At 64.2% G+C, this 20,949-nt stretch carries 15 protein-coding genes; 8 read left to right on the top strand and 7 right to left on the bottom strand.

Features of this window, described 5'->3' with window-relative positions; genetic code table 11:
* Nucleotides 1–370: 370 nt before the first annotated feature.
* From nrfD to ICM05_RS05700, 4 genes are all read right to left on the bottom strand, one after another.
* Nucleotides 371–1,477: an NrfD/PsrC family molybdoenzyme membrane anchor subunit gene (nrfD, locus tag ICM05_RS05720; RefSeq protein WP_188023626.1), complete on the bottom strand. Its 1,107-nt coding sequence runs from the start codon at nucleotides 1,475–1,477 to the stop codon at nucleotides 371–373.
* The gene (locus ICM05_RS05715) at nucleotides 1,474–2,502 is read right to left on the bottom strand and encodes a 4Fe-4S dicluster domain-containing protein (protein WP_188023625.1); all 1,029 of its coding nucleotides are present in this window, start codon (nucleotides 2,500–2,502) and stop codon (nucleotides 1,474–1,476) included. The genes nrfD and ICM05_RS05715 overlap by 4 nt, the downstream gene beginning before the upstream one ends.
* Nucleotides 2,499–5,741 (bottom strand): formate dehydrogenase, encoded by a 3,243-nt coding sequence (gene fdh, locus ICM05_RS05710; RefSeq protein ID WP_251364532.1) that lies wholly within the window; start codon nucleotides 5,739–5,741, stop codon nucleotides 2,499–2,501. The genes ICM05_RS05715 and fdh overlap by 4 nt, the downstream gene beginning before the upstream one ends.
* A gap of 76 nt (nucleotides 5,742–5,817) precedes the next feature.
* Entirely contained in the window at nucleotides 5,818–6,318 is a 501-nt protein-coding gene (locus tag ICM05_RS05700) for an HPP family protein (RefSeq protein ID WP_188023622.1), read from the bottom strand.
* 100 nt (nucleotides 6,319–6,418) lie between these two features.
* Here ICM05_RS05700 and ICM05_RS05695 point away from each other — a divergent pair, with 100 nt between their 5' ends.
* The 5 genes from ICM05_RS05695 (at nucleotide 6,419) to ICM05_RS05675 (ending at nucleotide 11,929) form a co-directional block, all read left to right on the top strand.
* Nucleotides 6,419–6,967: a TetR/AcrR family transcriptional regulator gene (locus ICM05_RS05695; protein WP_188023621.1), complete on the top strand. Its 549-nt coding sequence runs from the start codon at nucleotides 6,419–6,421 to the stop codon at nucleotides 6,965–6,967.
* Between the two features lie 118 nt (nucleotides 6,968–7,085).
* Nucleotides 7,086–8,372 (top strand): adenylosuccinate synthase, encoded by a 1,287-nt coding sequence (locus ICM05_RS05690; protein ID WP_188023620.1) that lies wholly within the window; start codon nucleotides 7,086–7,088, stop codon nucleotides 8,370–8,372.
* 12 nt (nucleotides 8,373–8,384) lie between these two features.
* Complete coding sequence (locus ICM05_RS05685; protein WP_188023619.1) at nucleotides 8,385–8,696, top strand: chorismate mutase; 312 nt, start codon at nucleotides 8,385–8,387, stop codon at nucleotides 8,694–8,696.
* Between the two features lie 272 nt (nucleotides 8,697–8,968).
* On the top strand, nucleotides 8,969–9,790 hold the full coding sequence (locus ICM05_RS05680) for a DUF559 domain-containing protein (protein WP_353055828.1): 822 nt from the start codon (nucleotides 8,969–8,971) through the stop codon (nucleotides 9,788–9,790).
* A 147-nt stretch (nucleotides 9,791–9,937) separates the two neighbouring features.
* Entirely contained in the window at nucleotides 9,938–11,929 is a 1,992-nt protein-coding gene (locus ICM05_RS05675) for a heavy metal translocating P-type ATPase (RefSeq protein WP_353055827.1), read from the top strand.
* An 89-nt stretch (nucleotides 11,930–12,018) separates the two neighbouring features.
* Here the strand turns inward: ICM05_RS05675 and ICM05_RS05670 are convergent, their stop codons facing one another.
* The 3 genes from ICM05_RS05670 to ICM05_RS05660 form a co-directional block, all read right to left on the bottom strand.
* Entirely contained in the window at nucleotides 12,019–13,290 is a 1,272-nt protein-coding gene (locus ICM05_RS05670) for a M20 family metallo-hydrolase (protein WP_188023617.1), read from the bottom strand.
* Nucleotides 13,291–13,328: 38 nt separating this feature from the next.
* Nucleotides 13,329–14,984, bottom strand: a complete 1,656-nt coding sequence (locus ICM05_RS05665; RefSeq protein WP_188023616.1) for an amidohydrolase — start codon at nucleotides 14,982–14,984, stop codon at nucleotides 13,329–13,331.
* An 80-nt stretch (nucleotides 14,985–15,064) separates the two neighbouring features.
* Nucleotides 15,065–16,420 (bottom strand): MFS transporter, encoded by a 1,356-nt coding sequence (locus ICM05_RS05660; protein ID WP_188023615.1) that lies wholly within the window; start codon nucleotides 16,418–16,420, stop codon nucleotides 15,065–15,067.
* A gap of 330 nt (nucleotides 16,421–16,750) precedes the next feature.
* Here ICM05_RS05660 and ICM05_RS05655 point away from each other — a divergent pair, with 330 nt between their 5' ends.
* The 3 genes from ICM05_RS05655 (at nucleotide 16,751) to ICM05_RS05645 (ending at nucleotide 20,795) form a co-directional block, all read left to right on the top strand.
* Complete coding sequence (locus ICM05_RS05655) at nucleotides 16,751–17,701, top strand: C-terminal binding protein (protein WP_188023614.1); 951 nt, start codon at nucleotides 16,751–16,753, stop codon at nucleotides 17,699–17,701.
* A gap of 86 nt (nucleotides 17,702–17,787) precedes the next feature.
* Nucleotides 17,788–19,002 carry a helix-turn-helix domain-containing protein gene (locus ICM05_RS05650; protein WP_188023613.1) on the top strand — a complete coding sequence of 405 codons (1,215 nt, stop codon included), beginning with the start codon at nucleotides 17,788–17,790 and terminating at the stop codon, nucleotides 19,000–19,002.
* A gap of 167 nt (nucleotides 19,003–19,169) precedes the next feature.
* Nucleotides 19,170–20,795, top strand: coding sequence for a thiamine pyrophosphate-binding protein (locus ICM05_RS05645; RefSeq protein WP_188023612.1), 1,626 nt, complete (start codon nucleotides 19,170–19,172; stop codon nucleotides 20,793–20,795).
* Nucleotides 20,796–20,949: the final 154 nt, after the last annotated feature.

Here is a 20,949-nt window from a genome sequence, read left to right as displayed (position 1 = left end):
TCACTCCCTTGCGAACGTGTGGATATGAAAACCTCGAGGGCTGTCGATATTCCTCCCGTTTACACGCCCGATCAATGGGGTGACGTGCGATGAACCGGAGTTCGGCGTAGAGCGGCAAAAGATGACGAGAAATGGGCGGATCGTGGCAGCGAGGCACCGATCCGCGCCCAGGAACAGGGAAACGAAAGAACCCCTGAGGCCGAAGCTTCAGGGGTTCATAGCTGGGGGATTGGGGCCGCGCCACAGCGTTCGCGTGGGTAAGAAATCGAGCTTCGGTAAGACGAAATCGGGTAAAAACGTCTTACCGAAGCTGCGATCTCTGACCGAGGCGAAATGGGGCGCGAGGCGGGCGCGGGCCGAAGCCCCAGCACTACCCGGCGGTCGTGATCGAGTCGTCGACGATGCCGCGGCGACGGCGCTCCTCGAGGCGACGCTTCTGCGGCTCGATGACGTAGCGCGGATCCTTGGTCGACTCCAAGCCAGCCTCGAGCACGCCGAAGCGGGTCAAAGCCGAGGCCGCAAGCAGCGTCACGCCAGAGGCAACGGCGACCGCACGATTGCGCCCGCCGAGCAGCGCGCCGAGGCCACCGGCCGCGGCGAGGTACTTGCTCCACTTGAGCATCTTGCCCGGGGTGCCGTGGTGCAGGGGCTCTGCGGCGACGGGGTCCATACGGCGCTCCATGAGTTCCGATGCGACGAGCTCGGCTGCCGAGCCAGCGACGGCGAGTACACGTGCGGGCTTCGCGTCGGCGACCGGGGTCGTGATCATGCCGAGTCCGCCGGAAGCGAGGCTCGCAGAGCTCACGAAGACGAACGCGAGGTCTTCCTTCGCGGCGTTCCAGGTGGGGTTCGCGGTGTCAGACAGCAGCACGCCAGTGTAGGCAGCGAGCGGCGCAGCGAAGACTGCCGAGGCAACGCCAGCTGGCGCCTCAACGAACTTCAGGACGGGACGCAGCGGGCCGAGCGGCAGCTTACGCTTGGTCATGCGATCCACCTCGGCGACGGCGGCGACACCGGCGCCGGCGCTGAACGCGCCAAGGATCCACGAGCCAACGCTCATGGGCGACGTCACCTTAAAGGTGCGGAACATGTTGAGGAAGCGCTCCGGCCGGCCAAGGTCGACAATGAGCGCGACCGCGCCAAGACCCGCAGCACTGATGGCCGCGAGGCGACTGTTGCGACGCAGCTTGGCGTTCTTCGTGAACTGCGCTCCGGCAGCGAGCAGAGACGATCCGCCAGCAACACCACCGAGGAAAAGATAGATGCCGATGGGGGCTTCCCACGGCGGAGCTTTGACGATCGGGCGATCGTAGTACGAGGTAAATTCGACCTCGGGAACCATCGCCATCTCTCGCGAACCATCGGAACGGCCAGCTCCGCCACCGGCGCCAAAACCGCCCCCGCGCCGCTTCCGCTTGCCGCCGCGCTTCCGCGGCCCCTCGGGCGGGCGGTACGCGTCGTACTCAGAGATGCTCACCGACGTCCTCCGGCCATGAATGCAAGGGCAACTGCGCCCACCATGCCGGCCGCAGCAATCGCGGCCCGCTTGAACATACGCGGCAGATCAGCCGTCGCGACCCGCGGATCGGGCGGCAGGCCGTACACCTCAGGCTCGTCGAGCAGGAGGAAGACCGAGCCGGTTCCGCCGACGCCGTCCTTCGGGTTCGCGCCGTAGAGGCGAGCCTCGGTGAGGCCCTGCTTGTGCAGTTCGCGGACGCGAGCGCGCGCGATCTTCGCGAGGTCTTCCTTGCTGCCGAACTTGATCGACGTCGTCGGGCATGCTTGGGCGCACGCGGGAGTCTGATCGTCGGTGAGACGGTCGTAGCAGAGGGTGCATTTCTGAGCGACGCCGACGTTTGGCGTCGCGGCCTGCTCGCCAGGCGTGAAGTCGCGGTTGGTCTTGGGCTGTGCGATGCCGTCCTTGCGGCGCTCGATCACGCCGAAGGGGCAGCCAGCGACGCAGGTGCCACAGCCATTGCAGACGTCCTCCTGGACGACGACCGTGCCGAACTCGGTGCGGTACAGGGCGCCAGTTGGACAGACATCGAGGCAGCCGGCATTGGTGCAGTGCTTGCACACGTCAGAAGACATGAGCCAGCGGAAGTCTGGCGTATCTGGCGGCTTCGTGTCGAGGCCAGAGAGGTCACCGTCGCCGAGGTCGCCGCGCTCAAGGAACGCGTTCGTGCCGCGCGGCTTCGGGCCACCGATCGAGGGCATGCCGAGGCCGATGAGCTTGCGACCGCTCTCGCGGGCCGCTTCGATCTTCTCTTTGCCCTGCTCTACGAAGGCGACGTGGCGCCAAGTGTCTGCGCCGAGCGAACCGGTGTTGTCGTACGACGACTCTGACAGCTTCCAGTCGGAGTCTGCCGGGTTTCGGTTCCACTCTTTACACGCGACCTCGCACGCCTTGCAGCCGATGCAGATCGAGGTGTCGGTGAAGAAGCCCTTGTGGTTGTGCTCGTCACGGGTCTGATGATGCGACTCAGTGAGGTGTCCACTCATTCGCTGTCCCCTTCGACGTCTGGCTGCTGCGGTTCAGCATACGCCGCATCGTCGTGCGGGCTGATCGCTGTCTCTACCGTAATGCCTGCGCGCTGCTGGTACTCGGCAACGAGATCGAGCAGCGCCTGACCGCGCGGACGACGGCCAGGCACAATCGCGCACGCACCGACCTTTGACTCCTGGATGAGGACGTTCGGATCCATCGCGATGCCGAGCAAGTCATTCGCAGCGTCACCCGAGACGACGGCGTCGCCGCCAACGCCCCAGTGATACGGCAGGCCGATCTGGTGCACCGTGCGGCCACCGATCTCGAGCGCCTTCACGCGGTCCGTCACGAGCACCTTGGTCTCGATCGCGGCACGCGGCGAAATGATCGTCGCCCAGCCGTACGGCTCGAGTCCGTACTCCTCTGCGAGCTCGGGTGAGACCTCGCAGAACATCTCGGGCTGCAGCTCCGCAAGGTACGGCAGCCAGCGGCTCATGCCACCAGCGGTGTGGTGCTCGGTAAGCCGGTAGGTCGTGAACGAGTGCGGGTACACCTCGGCGCCAGGCTCGATGTCACTCGGCGCACTGAGGTTGTCAGTGCGGTTCATGGTGACTCGCGTTGGCGATCGCTGCTGGTCATAGACCGGGTTCGCGACCTGTGACTCCTGCGGCTCGTAGTGCGTCGGCAGCGGGCCATCTGCAAGCCCCTTCGGAGCGTACAGCCAGCCCTTACCGTCGGCCTGCATGATGAACGCATCGGTTCCAGACAGGCCGGCAGCGCCGGTTGCGCCAGGTTCGGGGCGCGCGTCGGGCGCAAGCCCAACGGGGAAGTCAGGGTTGTCGTGTCCGACCCACTTCTTCGCGTCCTCGTCCCACCAGACGTACTTCTTTCGCTCACTCCAGGGCTTGCCCTGGGGATCCGCCGAAGCGCGGTTGTAGAGCATCCGTCGGTTCGCGGGCCATACCCACGCCCAATCGCCGCCATCGGGTGACTGATCGTCCTTACGGGGGCGGATCGCCGACCGGTTCACACCGTCAGCGTAAACGCCGGTGTAGATCCAGCAGCCGCCAGAGGTCGAGCCGTCGGCTTTCATCTCCGTGTACGAAGACAGTGGCTTGTCGGCGTTCTCGCCAGTGACGTGGAAGCCGTTGATCTCAGCGAGCACTGCCTCGGGGTCGGGGTTGCCGTGGGCATCCGCCGGGTAATCCCAGGTCAGGTCAAGGAGCGGACGATCGCGCGGATCGGTCGAGTCCTTGAGGCGCTCGCGGATCCGCACACCAAGCTCATGGAAGAAATCAAGCTCGCTCTGCGCCTGTCCGGGCGGCTGGACCGCCTGGTGGCGCCACTGCACCATGCGCTGGGTCTGCGTGAAGGTGCCCGACTTCTCGACGTGGTTCGCGGCAGGCATGAAGAAGACCTCGGTCTCGATGTCTTCCGTGCGCAGCTCGCCCGATTCGATCTCGGGGCCGTCCTTCCACCAGGTGGCCGACTCGATCATCGCGAAATCGCGGATCACAAGCCACTTCAGGTGCGACATCGCGAGGCGCTGCATGCGGCCGTGCGCCGATCCAACTGCCGGGTTCTGGCCAAAGATGAAGTAGCCATCGATCTCGTCGGCCATCATCTTCGCGACCGTTTGATAGGTGCCGTGAGGGCCATCGAGACGCGGCAGATAGTCGAATGCCCAGTCGTTCTCAGCGGTTGCCTTGTCGCCCCACCAAGACTTCATGAGACTCACGGTGTACGCCTCGGCCTCGCTCCAGAAACCGACCTGATCGGGGGTGCGGATCGCGTCCACATATTCCGTCATCGACGTCTTGTCGACGGTCGGCATGGGGAGGTAACCGGGCAGCAGGTTGAAGAGCGTCGGGATATCGGTCGAGCCCTGGATACTTGCGTGACCACGCAGCGCCATGATGCCGCCGCCGGGACGGCCCATGTTGCCGAGCAGCAGCTGCAGAATCGCCGACGTGCGGATGAACTGCGCACCCATCGTGTGCTGGGTCCAACCAACCGCGTACGCGAAGCAGGTCGTGCGGTCGCGGCCCGAGTTCTCGGTGATCGTGCGCGCAAGGTACGCGAAGTCTTCCTCAGAGATGCCACAGGTCTCGCGCACCATCTCAGGCGTGTAGCGAGCGAAGTGGCGCTTGAGGATCTGGAACACCGTGTGCGGGTTCTCCAGGGTCTCGTCACGCAGGTAGCGCTCGTCGCCAGCCAGCTCAGCGTCACCCTTTTTCTGGGTGCGCTGGTACGCCCAGGTCGACTGATCATACTTGCCAGTCGTCTCGTCGTAGCCAGAGAACAAGCCGTCGAGGTCTTCCGTGTCACGGAACTCTGGGCTCACAATCGTCGCCGCGTTCGTGTACGCCACAACGTAGTCCCGCAGCCAGTGATCGCCTGCGATGACGTAGTTGATAAGCGCGCCGAGCAACACAATGTCTGATCCTGCGCGGATCGACACGTGCTTGTCAGCCACTGCGGAAGTTCGCGTGAAGCGCGGATCAATATGGATGATCTTGGCGCCACGAGCCTTCGCTTCAGTCACCCACTGGAAGCCAACGGGATGGCACTCGGCCATGTTGGAACCCTGGATGACGATGCAATCCGCATTGGCCATATCTTGCAGCGGCTGTGTAGCGCCGCCTCGGCCGAACGAAGCTCCCAAACTGGGAACTGTTGCGGAGTGTCAAATACGGGCCTGGTTCTCGATCTGGATCGCGCCAGCCGCCGTAAAGAGTTTCTTGATGAGGTAGTTTTCCTCGTTATCGAGGGTCGCGCCGCCGAGGGCAGCAATGCCCATCGTGCGGCGGAGCGCACGCCCCTGCTCGTCGACGTCTTGCCACCACTTTTTGCGGGCGTCGAGGAAGCGATCCGCAATCATGTCGATCGCGGTGTCGAGGGACAGCGGCTGCCACTCGCGAGAGCGGGGTGCGCGGTACAAGATTTCGGTCTGCCTGGTTGCGGAGTTCACGAGCTGCTCGCTCGCCGAACCCTTCGGGCAGAGGCGGCCACGCGAGATCGGCGAATCGGGATCGCCCTCGATCTGAATGACCTTTTCGTCCTTGACGAAGACCTTCTGGCCGCAACCAACGGCACAGAACGGGCACACGCTCTGCACGACGCGATCGGCAGTAGCGGTACGAGGGGTCTTATCGCGGGACTTTTGCGACATGACGGCGTCGCCCCGCCCGAACTTATCGTTCGAGCGCAGCTGCCGGAGAACCGGCCACTCAAGGGGACTAAACCGCGCCATGCTCGCCACACTATCCGATCTGTAAAGCGAAGCGCCAGGGCATATGCCGTCGATGTGCCGGGCAATTTGCCACGAATTACCACCAGTACGCGGGATAGGGCGTGCGGCGCAGTGTCCCACGCAGCATTCCGAAGAGCACCAGCACCACGGCGCCGAGCCCTGCGCACGCCACAAAACTCACCAGCTGATCCGTCGCGAGCGCGCCGATGACCGCGGTCGCAGCTGCTGGCGAGTGTGCCGAGCGCAGCGCCAGCATCGCCCCGAGCGCGAGCCCGCCCGCGATCGCTGCGGCCCACAGTGAATTGCTTATGGTGCCGACTCCGACTCCAATGAGTGCCGAGATGAGCTGCCCACCAATGACGTTCCTGGGTTGCGACAGTGGCAAGGTCGGCGCACCAGCAATGAGCGCCATGCTCGCCGCCATGGGTGGGATGAGGAGCAGATGCCCGGACACCATCCCGAGGCCAACGAGCACCGCAAGCGCCGCAGTCGCGGTCAGGGTCGCGGTAAGCAGGGTCGCCACTGGTGGGCGGATCGGTGCCTTGCTCGCGAACCTCGGTTGAGCTGGGGTTTCCATGCGGGTCTCCTGGGTTCCAACTTGTTGATAACGTTCGTTCTCTGATGATTTGCTATCGTAGAGAACGACCATTCTCAATGCAAGTGGAAGGCCTCACGAAATGTCGACAGACCACGGAACGGCCCAGCTCCTCGATGCCGCGGAGACCTTGTTCTATGCGCGGGGCTACCAGGCCGTCGGCATGGACGCGCTGCGGGCCGAATCAGGCCTGTCGCTCAAGCGGATCTACAGACTCTTCAGCAGCAAAGATGAGATCGCGGTCGCGATGCTTGAGCGCCGCGATGACCGCTGGCACGAAGCGCTTGCTGCTGGCGTCGATCGGGAGATCGTGCCGCGTGCGCGCGTGCTCGCGGTATTCGACTGGCTCACTGAGTGGCTTGCGGGCGAAGGCTCCCGCGGTTGCGCGTGGATCAACGCGTTCGGCGAGCTCGGCGGAACCTCACCCGAAGTCGTCGCAGAGGTGCAGCGCCACAAGGCGCGCTTCCGTGCATATCTCGCTGGTCTGGTTGAGGAGGCTGGGGGATCCGCGCCCGAGGCCACCGCAATCTATCTGCTCGCAGAAGGTGCCATGGTCACCGCGGGAATCACCGGCAGCCCCGAGCCTGCATTGCAGGCGCGCTGGGCGGCGGATCGGTTGCTCGCTGCCTAACTCATCGCGGACAGGCCCGTCGGGGCCGAAACCGTAAATGAAAACGTTTCAAATACGCCAGAGTCGCAAGCCAGGTAGACTGGCTCGGTAACTGCTGACCGCAAAGGAAGGGGCTGAGATGCCCGCAGTGTTGATTACGGGTGCCCAGTGGGGCGACGAGGGTAAGGGACGCGCAACCGATCTGCTCGGTAGCCGCGTCGATTACGTCGTTAAGTTCAATGGCGGTAATAACGCCGGGCACACCGTCGTCATTGGTGACGAAAAGTACGCGCTTCATCTGCTCCCCTCGGGCATTCTGACCCCGGGTGTTGTGCCGGTGATCTCGAACGGCGTCGTCGTCGACCTTGCGGTACTCAAGCAGGAGCTCGACGCGCTCAACGGCCGCGGAGTGGACACCTCACGCCTGAAGCTCAGCGCGAACGCGCACGTCATCACGGCGTACCACCGTACGCTCGACAAGGTGACCGAACGCTTCCTCGGCAAGCGCCAGATCGGTACCACCGGTCGCGGCATCGGCCCGGCATACGCTGACAAGATCAACCGCGTTGGCATCCGCATCCAGGACCTCTTCGACGAGAGCATTCTCCGTCAGAAGGTCGAGGCTGCACTCGACTTCAAGAACCAGGTTCTCGTCAAGATCTACAACCGCCGCGCAATCGGCGTTGACGAGGTCGTTGAGGAGCTCCTCAGCTTCCGCGAGATGATCGAGCCGATGGTCTGCGACACCGGTCTCCTCCTGCACGAGGCAATGGCCGCTGACAAGACCATCCTCTTCGAGGCTGGCCAGGCAACGATGCTCGACATCGATCACGGCACCTACCCCTTCGTGACCTCGTCGAACGCGACCGCTGGTGGCGCATCGACCGGTTCGGGTCTGCCCCCGCACAACATCGACCGTGTGATCTCGGTCGTCAAGGCATACACGACCCGTGTTGGTGCTGGTCCCTTCCCGACCGAGCTCTTCGACGAGATGGGCGAAATGCTCGCAACCGTCGGTCACGAGTACGGCACCACCACCGGCCGTACCCGCCGCTGTGGCTGGTACGACGCACCGATCGCTCGCTACGCAGCGCGCATCAACGGTGTCACCGACTTCGTGCTCACCAAGCTTGACGTGCTCTCGGGCCTCGAGACGATCCCCGTCTGCGTCGCGTACGACGTCAACGGCGTTCGCCACGACGAGATGCCCGTGAACCAGACCGACTTCCACCACGCGAAGCCGATCTACGAAGAGTTCCCCGGCTGGAGCGAAGACATCTCGGGTGCACGCACCTTCGAGGAGCTTCCCGTCAACGCACAGAACTACATCATCGCGCTCGAGAAGATGAGCGGCGCTCGTATCTCGGCTGTTGGCGTCGGCCCCGAGCGCGAGCAGGTCGTGGTACTTCACGACCTCATCGACTAATCGAGGTCTGTAATGGATGAACTGACGCCTGCCGAGCAGCTCGGCCGCCTACGGTCGACGATCGACAACATCGACGCCGCCCTCATTCACATGCTTGCTGAACGCTTCAAGGCAACCCAGCAGGTTGGTGAGCTGAAGGCTCGTCACGAGATGCCCGCATCCGACCCGGATCGCGAAGCGCGTCAGATCACCCGCCTGCGTGAGCTTGCGATCGACTCGCATCTCAACCCCGAGTTCGCTGAAAAGTGGTTCAACTTCGTGGTCGCAGAGGTCATCCAGCACCATAAGCACATTGCTGCAGGGGGCGGATCCGCCAAGGCGTAATCCACCTCAAGCTGAAAGGCCGGTACGACGTGTTCGTGCCGGTCTTTTGCGTTGGGTGGTGTGGCCATTTTCGGTTCGGTATTGAAAAGGGGCTTCGGTAAGGGAAAAACTGCCGGAACCGTCTTACCGTTGCTCGATTTCTTACGGTGGAGAAGGGGCTCCGGGGTGCGCTGCCGTTGCTCACAACGTGGGCAATTAGGAATTGGGGCCTTCTTCTCCACAAACTGGGTAGGCAGGGAATTTGGTCCTGCCTGCGGTGGAAGCCTGTACGCATGTATAGACAGCTACTGCAGGAATCAAAAGGAGTGGTCAGAACAACGGCACTGCATGATGCCGGCATGACTGACTACCAAATACGGAAGGCGATCAAAGGCGGCGAACTCATCCGACTCAAACGAGGTTGGATCGCCTCGCCAGACGCCGAGGAGGCGTTGAAGTACGCCGCTCGGAACGCGCTCACGATCACATGCGTTTCCCAAGCCACGAGGCTGGGCCTCTGGGTGCGAGAGCCAGATCCCCGTCACTTCGCTGTGCCCCGACCTGGGCGAGAAGTTCGGGCCGAGGGCGACCGCGTGCACTACTGCAGAGCGGTCGAAGCGAGACCTAAATTCGCGCTTGAGGACACCGTGGCAAATGTGCTCGCAACCGTTGCTCACTGCCAGCCGAAAGAGGAAGCGATTGCAGTGTGGGACTCCGCGCTGAACAAGCGGCTGGTCGTTCGGGGATACCTGGAATCATTACCGCTCAGTAAGCGGGCACAACAGGTGCTCGCGGGAACTAGCCAGTTTGCAGACTCTGGGCTTGAGACCTATTTCAGAGTCCGCATGAGATGGCTGCGTGTGCCTATTCGGGCTCAGACCTGGCTGATCGGAAAGCGTGTGGACTTCCTCATGGGCGAGAGACTCGTCGTGCAGATCGACGGAAGCACCCATGTAGGTCCGCAACGCGATGCGGACAACGCCCATGACGCAGCGCTCGCGTCCGCTGGGTACACCGTATTGAGATTTGGGTACACGCAGATCATTCACGAGTGGCCAGCGGTACAGGACGCGGTTATGCGCGCGATCAACGCTGGCTGCCACAACCGGAGGTGATGCCGTGGAAGATGAAGCCGTGAGTGGCGAACCGAAGGCAAGGTTGCCGGACGGCAACCGCCGCAGCCTGGACAGAAGTACGCCGTCGAGAGGTGAACCCAGGGGGCTGCCGCGGCCGGGCGGGTGCCCAGCCTTGCCTCCAGCCGATTGCTTACGAGTCAGGCGCGAGCGGCCGCCAGCGTTGACCCGAGCGCGCCCGCAGGCCAGGATGAAATTATGAACTTCCTGCGCACGGCCCTCAAGCGCTACCCAATGGTGGTCAGCACGATTCTGGTCGGCCTCGTCTGCCTGGTGATGCTCGCGACCCCGGCGAGTGACCTCGCCCCGCGCATTGTCAGTATCTACGCGCTCGGTATCGCGGCGTGGCAGGCGGTGGAGATGATCCGCTCACTGCTGAAGGGCAAGGCAGGTCTCGACATCCTCGCGGTGACGGCGATCACCGCCGCGGTGTTTGTGGGGGAGCCGTGGGCCGCCTTGGTGGTCGTGCTCATGCTCACCGGCGGCGAAGCGCTCGAGGACTACGCAGAGAACCGATCCCAGCGTGAGCTCACGGCACTGCTCGACCGGGCCCCGCAACTCGCGACGCGGATCACCGGCGTGCATCCGAATGACAACATCGACGAGATCGAGATCTCCGAGGAGCGCACCGAAACCGTCCCGGTGGCCGATATTGAGATCGGCGACCTCCTCCTTGTTCGTCCCGGTGAGCTGGTGCCGGTCGATGCGGAGCTGATGACAGCCAGCGCGCAGTTCGATGAGTCGTCCGTGACCGGCGAGAGCCTGCCGGTTGAACGTGAGGCCGGCAGCACGATCGTCAGTGGTGTGGTGAACGGGTCGAGCGCGGTGCTCCTGCGTGCCCAGGCCACGGCGGCAGACAGCCAGTACCAGCAGATCGTCGCACTGGTACGGGAAGCGCAGGAGAGCCGGTCACCCATGGTGCGCATGGCTGACCGGTACGCGATCCCGTTCACCCTCGTGTCGCTTGCCATTGCTGGCGTCGCCTGGTGGATCAGCGGCGACCCCACTCGCTTCGCAGAGGTGCTCGTCGTCGCGACGCCGTGCCCGCTGCTGATCGCGGCGCCGGTGGCGTTCCTTGGCGGCATGAGTCGCGCGGCGAAGGCCGGCCTCATCGTCAAGGGTGGCGGGGTGCTCGAACAGCTCGCGCGCGTGCGCTCGGCGGCGTTCGACAAGACGGGCACGCTGACGACGGGAAACCCGGAGCCCCGTCGAATCCTCGCAGAGCCGGGCTTCACCGATGACGAGCTGCTGCAGCTCGCGGCATCCGCAGAGGTGTACTCTTCGCACGTCCTGGCTGATGCGGTTGTCGCGGCGGCGCAGGAGCGTGGCCTCGAGACCCTTCCCGCAACGGAAGCCGAAGAACGTGCCACCAACGGTGTTGAGGCGCGGGTTGGAGCGGGGGTGATCCGCGTCGGAAAACCCAGTTGGATCGCGCAGTTCGCACCCGCGCTCACCCGTGCCCCGCTCGAAGCGGGCGAGCTCGCAATTTACATCTCGCTCGATGACCGCTTCGTGGGTGCGCTCATCATGCGCGACCAGCTGCGCGATGACGCGGCGCCGATGCTCGCGACCCTGGCCGGATTCGGCATCACGCGCACGGCGATGATCACGGGTGATGTGGAACCGACGGCGCGTGCGATGGCGGATCAGGTCGGCATCGCCGAGGTGCACGCCGAGTGCACGCCGAGTGACAAGGTGCGCATCGTCTCCGAGATGCAGCCGCGCCCGCTCATCATGGTGGGCGATGGCCTGAACGATGCGCCCGTGCTCGCGGTTGCCGACGTCGGCTTCGCGATGGGGGCGCGCGGATCGACGGCGGCGAGCGAATCCGCGGACGTTGTGAACCGGTTCGACCGCATTGCCGGCGTCGCTGACGCGGTGCGGATCGGCCGAGACACCGTCCGCATCTCGCTCGAGAGCATTTGGGCCGGCATGATCATCAGCGTGGGCCTCATGCTGTTCGCGGCGTTCGGCTTCCTGCCCGCCCTCGTTGGCGCATGGTTGCAGGAGGTCGTTGATCTGGTCGCGATTCTGTGGGCGCTGCGTGCAATCAAGGGCAGCTTGGCCTCGCGACGGTTGGTGCGGGCAAGCGAGGCAGCGCGCGTGAACCAGTCAGCTTAGGTATGCAAAAGCGCCTTCGGTCAGACAGAAACACAAGAATCTGTCTGACCGAAGGCGCTTTTTGCTACCGGGGCTAAATGCTTTGCGGGCTAGTGAGCGAGCTCGCCAGCGGCGAGGCGGCGCACGACCCCGGTGAGGTGATCGACGCCTGCGACGAGATCCTCGTCACGGGTGAACTCCTCGAGGCTGTGCGAGATGCCGTCAACGCTCGGCACGAAGAGCATGATCGTGGGGACGTCATCCTTCATGTTGGTCGAGTCGTGGCCAGCGACGGTCATGACGCGGTCGTTGGTGAGACCGAGATCCTCGGCTACCTGGCGGGCCAGCTCGAGGCCGTCCTCGGGGTAGGGGTTCTGGTCCCAGCTGTGCTCAGCGACGATCTCGATCTCGACGCGGTCGCGCTGCTGCACGCGCTCGACCTCTTCCATGACGCGTGCGTACGCGCGGTTGAGCACGTCTGCGTCTGGCGAGCGAAGGTCGAAGAGGAGCTGCACGTCGCTCGCAACCACGACGGGAGAATTCGGGTAGACGTTGATCTCACCGCACGCAGTGTGCAGGATGCCTGGCTCGAACTCATCGACAAGGTCACGCGCAGCGACAATGAGGCGGGCTGCCCCGAGTAGTGCGTCGCGGCGGTCGGCCATGAGGGTCGATCCGCTGTGAGCCTGCGCGCCGGTGATCTTGAACTCGAACTTCCGAGCGCCCCAGGTCGCGTTGACGAGGCCGATGGTGACGCCGTCCTCTTCCATGCTGCGGCCCTGCTGCACGTGAATCTCAGCGTACGAAGCGACAGAGATGTCAGCGAGTGCGGCGAGATCCGCTGCATCACCGAGCTCATCGATCGCGCCGAGTGCCTCGCGCACGGTCACGCCGCGGGGATCGGGGGTGTTGAGCGCGGTCTCGAGGTCGAGCTTGCCGGTGAACACCGAGCTGCCCATCATGGAGGGCTTGAAGCGCGAGCCTTCCTCGTTGAACCAGTTCACCACTGCGAGGTTGAAGCGTGCCTTCGAAAGGTCGGCGCGCAGCTCTTCTGCGATGCGGAAGCACGCGTGCGCCGAAGCCATAACGCCGTATGCGCCGTCGAAGCGGCCAGCGGTTGGCTGCGAGTCCATGTGTGAGCCGGTGAGCACGTAGGGTGCGCCAGGGACGAGTTCGAGCAGACCGAACTGGTTGCCGATTGCGTCGTGACGCACGGTGAAGCCGTGCTGCTCGAGGAGTTGGGCGAACCACTTGCGCTGTTCACCGTCGGCCACGCTTGCTGCCTGGCGCTCGACGCCACCGGTGCCTTCGACGGCGCCAAACTTACTGTGGACGTTCCAGTCAGCGAGGAACGCTTCGGGGGTGCTGATGTTCGCAGTCATTGCGATCCTTTCAGAGTGCGTGTTGCACGTGAAACGTATTACGGGCGTGCGTCGTAGCTGAGCTCGCCGCCGAGAATGGTGGCGACGATATCGAGCTGCGCGATGTTGGGAGCGGTGAGGGGCGATGCCGAGAAGACTGCGAAGTCAGCCAGCTTGCCGCGCTCGAGCGTGCCCTTTTCGCGGATCTGACCCGTCGCCGTGGCGGCCCACTCGGTGTGGGTGCGGAGAGCTTCTTCCGGGGTAATGCCTTCGTCAGCACCGAGCAGGGTGCCCGCCTCGGTGATGCGGTCAACCGCTGACTGCATGCCGCGGCGCAGGTTGTTGTCTGCGACGGGGAGATCCGAAGAGCCCGCAAGAATGATGCCCGAGTCGATGATCGAGCGGCCGCGGTAGAGCCAGTCGGCGCGCTCAGCGCCGACCTGATCCGCCATCTGCTGGCCAAACGCGTTGATGAAGCCAGCCTGCGGGGTCACTGCGACGCCGAGTGCGCCAGCGCGCTCGAGCTGCTCGGGGCGAGCGATGCCGAAGTGCTCGACACGGCACGGCTGCGGGAAGCGGCCGTAGGTGGTCTGCGCCTCTTCGATGAGATCGAGGGCGAGGTCGATTGCGGCGTCGCCGATCGCGTGGAGCGCGAGGGGCCAACCTGCGCGGTATGCGCCCATGACCTGCTGGCGGTACACCTTGGGGTCGTTGAGGAGGTAGCCGCGGTTGCCGTGGTTGTGGTGGCCGCAGAAGTCTTCGGTCACCGCGGCGGTTGCGCCGAGCAGCGAGCCGTCCATGAAGACCTTGACGTGGCCGAAGCGCACGTTGTCGTCGCCAAAGCCGTAGCGAATGCCGAGGTCAATACCGGTGCCGTTGCCCTCGCCCTTGAAGTCGGCAACGTTTGCCGAGATCGGGTGCAGGGCGTCAAGCGTTGGCATGAGCTGAGCGCGAGCGTGGAGGCGTCCCTGCTCGGCTGCCGACTGGTACGCGGCAACCTCTGCGGGGCTGTGGCCGATCCAGCCACCACCGATGCCAGCCTCGGTGAAGCTCGTGATTCCCTCAGCGGCGTAGCGCGAGGTTGCCGCCTCGAGCGCCTCAACGAGACGGTCGGAAGCATAGGGAAGGAGCAGGCTCTGGACGAGGCCCTGAGCCGACTCCTCGATGAGTCCGGTCGGGTAGCCGTTTGCATCGCGCACAACGGCGCCGCCGACGGGGTTCTCAAAACCTTCGTCAAACGCTCCGACGAGGCGAAGTGTTGCCGAGTTCGTGATTGCCGCGTGACCGGAAGTGTGGCGCAGATAGAGTGCGCGGTCGCCGGTGATCTCGTCGAGGCGCGCGATATCGGGGAAGAGTCCGCCGTGGTGCGCCTGGTTGAAGCCGGTGCCGTGTACCCACGCGGTCTTGTCGCCGGTCGCATCGAGGCGAGCAACCTCAGCCTCGATTGCGGCGTAGAGGCTGTCGAGCCCGCGGAGCACGCTCAGGTCGACCGCGGTGAGACCGAGACCCCACCACGACGTATGGCAGTGGGCGTCAATGAGTCCGGGAGTCACGCATGCTGCTCCGAAATCGAGTACTCGATCCGCGTCCAGGCCACGTACCTCGTCATCGAAACCGACGATACGGTCGCCGATGACGCCAACGGCGGTGGCAGTGGGGCGAGACACGTCCATCGTGAGGATGGTCTCTGCGGTGATGAGCATGTCGAGCTTCATGCGGGGCTCCTTGAGAAGTCTGGTGGGGAGTGAGCCGCTGGGCGCCGTGTGGGATCGGCGCCCAGCGGAGTCAGGGGTGTTTAGTGCTTGTAGCCTTCGTACTGCTGGCTGAACTTCGGAGCCAGGAGGCCACCGATCACGCTGAGTACTGCGAAGAGGACGAGCAGCATTGCTGCGGGCCACCAAGCATCGTTGGTTGCAGTGACGAGCGCGGTTGCCACGAGGGGAGTGAAGCCCGAGATGAGGTTTGCGCCGTTGAAGCCAACCGAAACACCGGAGAGGCGGATCGTGCTGGGGAAGAGGCCGGTGATGACCGGGCCGACCGCTGCGAACGAGTAGGTGAGCAGCGAGACACCGATGATCACACCGATGGTCACGAAGACCGGGTTCGTGGTCTCGATGAGCATGAAGCAGGGGAACGCCGCGATGATGGTGAGCACGCCCGACCACACGATGACCTTGGTTGCACCGAACTTCTGGCCGAGGTGACCAGCGTGGATCACCGCACCGAGCTGGAATACTGCACCGATGAGGGTTGCCATGAGGATGACGTTGCGCTCGATACCGAGGACGCGGGTGCCGTAGTTCATGACGAACGTGGTGATGATGTAGAAGCCAGCGGTACCGAGGAGTGCTGCAGCAATCGAGATGAGGAGGTGCTTCCAGCCCTTGACGAAGACGGTCTTGAGCGGGGTCTTCTCGCGGTCGCCCGACTTCTCGAGGTCCTTGAAGACCGGCGACTCGTGCATCTGCTTACGGATGTAGATCGCGAGCACGAGGAGCGGGATAGCGAGGAGGAACGGAATACGCCAGCCCCACGAGTCGAAGCTGTCCTGGCTGAGGAACAGCGCTAGGAGGAAGAAGCCACCCGACGAGAGCAGGGTCGCGATAGGCGAACCGAGCTGGGGGAGTGCCGCCATGCGTGCACGCATGTGCAGCGGAGCGTTCTCGACCGCGAGGGTCATTGCGCCCGACCACTCGCCACCGATGAAGGCGCCCTGCGCCATGCGGAGCACGATGAGGAAGATCGGTGCCCAGATGCCGATTGAGACGTAGGTCGGCAGGATACCGATGAGGCCGGTGGCAACACCGATGCCGGTCACGGTGATCATCAGGACCGACTTGCGGCCGATGCGGTCACCGAGTGCGCCGAAGAAGAGACCACCGAGCGGGCGAACCACGAAGCCAACAGCGAGCGTCGCGAACGATGCCATTGCTGCGGTTGCCGCGTTGTCGCTCACGAAGAACTGGACGTTGAAGACCAGCGCTGCTGCGGTGTTGAAGAGGAAGTAGTCGTACCACTCAAGGACGTTGCCGATGAGGGCACCAATCGAAGCGCGCTTTGCGTCGCGCTCGCTGATGACGTTGACCGTGGCTGTTTCACGATCTGCGTGCGAATTAGTCTCCGCAGCGGTGGACTGGGCAGTTGAGCTCATGTCGAGTCAGTCTCCTTTGATTGAACAGGGAGGGCTTTCGCCGGCCCGCTCAAGCGTCTCTGCTGAGCGACTGGTGGCAGTGAGCCCCTGTTGCACGCGTTGCAGCGTGCTCCTCATCGATACTGTCTTGTCTTGGCGTTGCATACAGGCATCATTTGCCGCCAGCATCTGCCAGTTCGGTGTGCACACGCACACCGGCTGGTGTGAAACGCTGTGGGAAGCTCGGACTGTGTGGATCGGCATTGCTGCCGTGATCCGCGCCCACTCCCTGTACTTACTGCACTTACTGCGGGCGTACGCACGCCCGTTCCCGATACGGAAGGCATCCCAATGGCGAAGATCGCAATTACCGACTGGGCAAATCTTGACCCGACCCCCGCAGTGGAGGTGCTCGAGCGTGCAGGCCACGAGGCGGTGCTGCTGAACAGCACGAGCGTTGAGAAGCTCCTCGCAGAGGCTGCGGACGCAGACGGCATCATTGCGAGCTTCATTGAGCTGTCGGCTGACACCCTGCGTGTGATGCCGAACCTCAAGGTCATTGCGACGATGGCTGTCGGTTACAACAAGATCGACACCGCGGTTGCGCGCGAGCTTGGCATCGACGTGTGCAACATGCTCAGCGCTGCGAGCGAAGAGGTTGCCACCCACGCGCTCACTGGCATGCTCGGCATGCTGCGCGAGGTCGCTCCCGCGGTCGCGCAGGTCAAGGGCGGCGAGTGGGATTACTCGGTGCTTCCGCTGCCGACCCGCCTCTCGGAGCAGACCCTCGGCCTCTTCAGCCTTGGTCGCATTTCGCGCGAGGTTGCGCGCCGCGCGCTGCCGTTCTTCAAGAACGTTGTTGCCTTTGATCCGTTCGTTCCCGCTGATGCGTGGGAGCCCGGCGTCACCCGTGTTGACTCGGTCGACGAGCTGCTTGCGGCATCGAACGTGCTGAGCCTGCACGCGCTGCTCACCGATGAGACCCACGGATTCTTGAACGCTGAGAATATCGCGAAGCTGCCCCGCGGCGCGTACGTCGTAAACGTTGCTCGTGGCGAGCTCATTGACGACGCTGCACTGCTCGCTGGCCTCGATTCGGGTCACCTGCGTGGAGCGTTCCTCGACGTGCTCGACGTCGAGCCGCCCGCAGCTGACAACCCCGTTGTAGCGCACCCGCTGGTGCAGGTCACCCCGCACGTTGCGTTCCGCAGCGAGGTGACCCTCCGCGAGTACGCAGAGATTCCCGCTGAGAACGTGACCCTGGTGCTTTCGGGCCAGAAGCCGCACACCCTCGTGAACTAATTGGCGGATCGACGAGCCCGGGCCAGCACTGCGTGCGGTCCGGGCTCGTTTCGTTTCCTGGCAGTGTGCCCGCTAATGTGCTGGGTATGAGCGATCCCAGTGCAGCATCGGCACCACACCAGCGTGAATCTTGGGACGCGCTGTTGGATCGCTTGGAGGCGGATCTGCCCAAGCTCACCGAGACCTACCTCTCGCAGGTGCGGCTCGCATCGGGGTATGAGCCCGGTGCGCTGGTGGGGCGCGAGGATCTGCAAGCGATGGCCACGGAGTCGCTCGGCCTGCTCATCGAGAGCATTCGCACGGGCGAGACGCCTGGCGCGCTTCTGGAACTCGCCGAGACCCTCGGCCGTCGCCGCGCGCAGCAGCAGGTGCCAGCCGACTCGTTGACGATGGCGATGCAGTCTGACTTCAACGTCCTCTGGTCACGGCTGCTCGAACTCGCGAGTGAAATCGACGCTTCCGACAGCGCTGGCGGCGCCGACACCGTCCTCATGCTTGCGCAGCAGGTCGAGCCGATCTGGCGTGCAGTCGAGGTGTTCTCGAACTCCACGATGACGCACTATCGACAGGAAGAATTGCGTCTCGCGCAGGACCGCCTGAACCATCGCCAGGTCGCGATTGGGCGGCTGCTCTCGTTCCGGTCGCCGAGCGCGGCGTCTGTGGCGTGGGTTGCGAGCGAGCTCGATTGCAACGGTGCAGCCGCATTTACGGTGCTGGTCGCCGACCAAGAGGAGACCCGCAGCGCGCTGTTTGAACTCGCCTCGTCGCTCCGCCGGTCGCGCTTCTACTTCTACCGCTCGCTCGGCAGCGTTGTCGCGTTCTGGCCGAGTGACGAGACACCGCCGCAGATCGAACAGGCACTCGTCGGCCTGCGCTGCGCTCGCGCAAACCGGGTGGATGGCCTCGCCTGCCTGCCGCGTACCGTCACGATGCTCACGACGCTGCTCGAAACCGTAGACCCCGATGTGCGGCGCACGATTGACCTGTCAGAGGGATTCCCGCAGCTTGCTCGCCGAGCGCTCCTCACCCAGGGCATCGATCTCGAAGGCCGGCTCGCCAACGCGCTTCGTGACTCGCCAGATGCTGAGCGTGAGCGGTTGCAGGAGACGGTCATCGCGTTCCTCGAGACCGGCAGCGTGCAGCAGACGGCAGCGGCACTGTTCTACCATCGCAACACCGTGCTCAAACGGCTAAACAAGTTCACTGAGCTGACCGGCATCGACGTCACGGTGCCGGTCGAAGCAGCGACAGCTGTACTCGCGTGGTCCGAGATCAGCGATCGGCCCGGTCGGACGCTGTAGGGGCTGCGGGCCAGGGCAGGGTGCGCATCAGCGATCCGCACCCAAATGTGCATATGCACACGGGCGACGAAAGAATCGTGCGCGATTCGTCGTGGTTGTCGGCCAGGCAAGTTGCGAATATTAATGAGAACTCTACGTTCGAAGTGTTTATTCAAGGAGGAATTCGTATGCGCTCGGCAGGACATCTCATCGTCGACCAACTCGCGGCAGAGGGCGTTACCCGCGTCTACAGCGTGCCCGGCGAGAGCTACCTCGACGTGCTCGACGGTCTCTACGATTCGAACATCACGAACGTTGTATGCCGCCAGGAGGGTGGCGCAGGTTTCATGGCGCTCGCAGAGGGCCGCCTCACCGGACGCCCCGGCGTCGCAATGGTGACCCGTGGCCCCGGCGCAGCAAACTTCTATATCGCCGCACACTGCGCGTACCAGGATTCGACCCCGCTCGTCTGCTTCATCGGCCTCGTACCGTTCGCAGATCGCCGCCGCGAATCGTTCCAGGAATTCAGCATCGACAGCTGGTTCGGCTCGACCGTGAAGCGCGTCTTCACCATCGAGACCGCAGACCAGGCTGCAGAAATCGTCGCCCAGGCATTCCACACCGCACGCTCGGGTCGTCCCGGCCCCGTCGTGGTTGGTCTGCCCGAGGATCTCCTCCGCGAGATGACCGAGAAGACTGCGGTTCCGCCGCGCGCAATCGCACAGCCCGCACCGAGCGCATCGGATCTCGCTGAGCTGCGCGAGCGCCTGCTCAAGGCGGAGCGCCCCTTCCTGCTCGCAGGCGGCGACGACTTCTTCGGCGAGACCGGTCGCGAGCTCGTCGACTGGGCGCTCGAGAACCACATTCCGGTGGCCGGTGACTGGCGCAACTATGACGCCGTCCCGAACAACCACCCCGGGTACATCGGCTGGGTTGGCTACGGCCGCCGGGACAGCATCGTTGATGCGCTCCGTGAATCAGATCTGTTCGTCGCAGTCGGCACTGTCCGCAGCGACGTCATGAGCGAGGGCTACACCGTTGGCCTCGACACCGAGACCGTCATCGTCGGCACCGACGCTGAGCTCCTGCAGCACGCAGGCCGCGTCGACCAGTTCATCGCGTCGACTCCCGCGAACTTCGCTGCGGCACTCGGTTCGCTCGCCAACGTTGCGGGGAACCGTGACGGGGCGCGGATCGTTGCGCTGCGCGCCAGCCAGGACCACTTCACCGCAGTCACTGAGCACTCGCCCGTCGCTGAGGGTGTCGACCTCGAGCTCGTCTTTGACGAGCTCGAGCGCCAGCTCAGCGAAGATCGCGTGCTCACCTACGGCGCAGGCAACGCGACCATCTGGGGCCACCGCCAGCTCACCCACAACGTGCCCAACAGCATGGTGGGTTCGCGCAACGGTGCAATGGGCATGGCAGCTCCCGCAGCAGTCGCAGCGGCGCTCGTCTTCCCTGATCGTCACGCAGTCGCTATCTGCGGCGATGGTGACTTCCTCATGAACGGCCAGGAGGTCGCAACCCTCGTCGCACAGGGCGCACGCGCACTCTTCGTCGTGGTCGACAACGGCAAGTTCGCGACCATCGTCGAACATCAGCAGCGTCAGTACCCCGGTCGCCCCTCGGGCACCGACATGGTCAACCCTGACTTCGTCTCGTGGATCGAGTCGTTCGGCGGCCGTGGCGTGCGCCTCGACTCGGCAGACGGCATCGCAGAGGGCGTCGCGTCGGTACTCGACTTCGACGGCCCCGCACTGCTGCACCTCGTCATCGACTCGGCAACCCCGTCGCCGAGCGGCGTCGGCTACTAAGCCGCTGACGTTCCCGCAGCCCCTACCGCCGACGCCTCTCCGGCCGCCTCGGTAGTGGATTTGACCTTCGGTCAGACGCTTTCTTCGGAAGGCGTCTGACCGAAGGTCTTTTTTGCATACCCTGGAGGGAAGCGCGTCGAGGCGCGACGCGGTG

The organism is Leucobacter sp. cx-42, from assembly GCF_014529985.1.
GTDB lineage: Bacteria > Actinomycetota > Actinomycetes > Actinomycetales > Microbacteriaceae > Leucobacter.
Note: the sequence above shows the minus strand (reverse complement) of the source record. Positions and strands in the feature narration are given on the sequence as shown.

Bases quoted from the DNA above. Each gene is read 5' to 3' on its own strand.
- ICM05_RS05715 (WP_188023625.1), bottom strand. From the start codon at position 2,502: ATGAGTGGACACCTCACTGAGTCGCATCATCAGACCCGTGACGAGCAC.
- ICM05_RS05700 (WP_188023622.1), bottom strand. From the start codon at position 6,318: ATGGAAACCCCAGCTCAACCGAGGTTCGCGAGCAAGGCACCGATCCGC.
- ICM05_RS05695 (WP_188023621.1), top strand. From the start codon at position 6,419: ATGTCGACAGACCACGGAACGGCCCAGCTCCTCGATGCCGCGGAGACC.
- ICM05_RS05690 (WP_188023620.1), top strand. From the start codon at position 7,086: ATGCCCGCAGTGTTGATTACGGGTGCCCAGTGGGGCGACGAGGGTAAG.
- ICM05_RS05685 (WP_188023619.1), top strand. From the start codon at position 8,385: ATGGATGAACTGACGCCTGCCGAGCAGCTCGGCCGCCTACGGTCGACG.
- ICM05_RS05680 (WP_353055828.1), top strand. From the start codon at position 8,969: ATGTATAGACAGCTACTGCAGGAATCAAAAGGAGTGGTCAGAACAACG.
- ICM05_RS05670 (WP_188023617.1), bottom strand. From the start codon at position 13,290: ATGACTGCGAACATCAGCACCCCCGAAGCGTTCCTCGCTGACTGGAAC.
- ICM05_RS05665 (WP_188023616.1), bottom strand. From the start codon at position 14,984: ATGAAGCTCGACATGCTCATCACCGCAGAGACCATCCTCACGATGGAC.
- ICM05_RS05660 (WP_188023615.1), bottom strand. From the start codon at position 16,420: ATGAGCTCAACTGCCCAGTCCACCGCTGCGGAGACTAATTCGCACGCA.
- ICM05_RS05655 (WP_188023614.1), top strand. From the start codon at position 16,751: ATGGCGAAGATCGCAATTACCGACTGGGCAAATCTTGACCCGACCCCC.
- ICM05_RS05650 (WP_188023613.1), top strand. From the start codon at position 17,788: ATGAGCGATCCCAGTGCAGCATCGGCACCACACCAGCGTGAATCTTGG.
- ICM05_RS05645 (WP_188023612.1), top strand. From the start codon at position 19,170: ATGCGCTCGGCAGGACATCTCATCGTCGACCAACTCGCGGCAGAGGGC.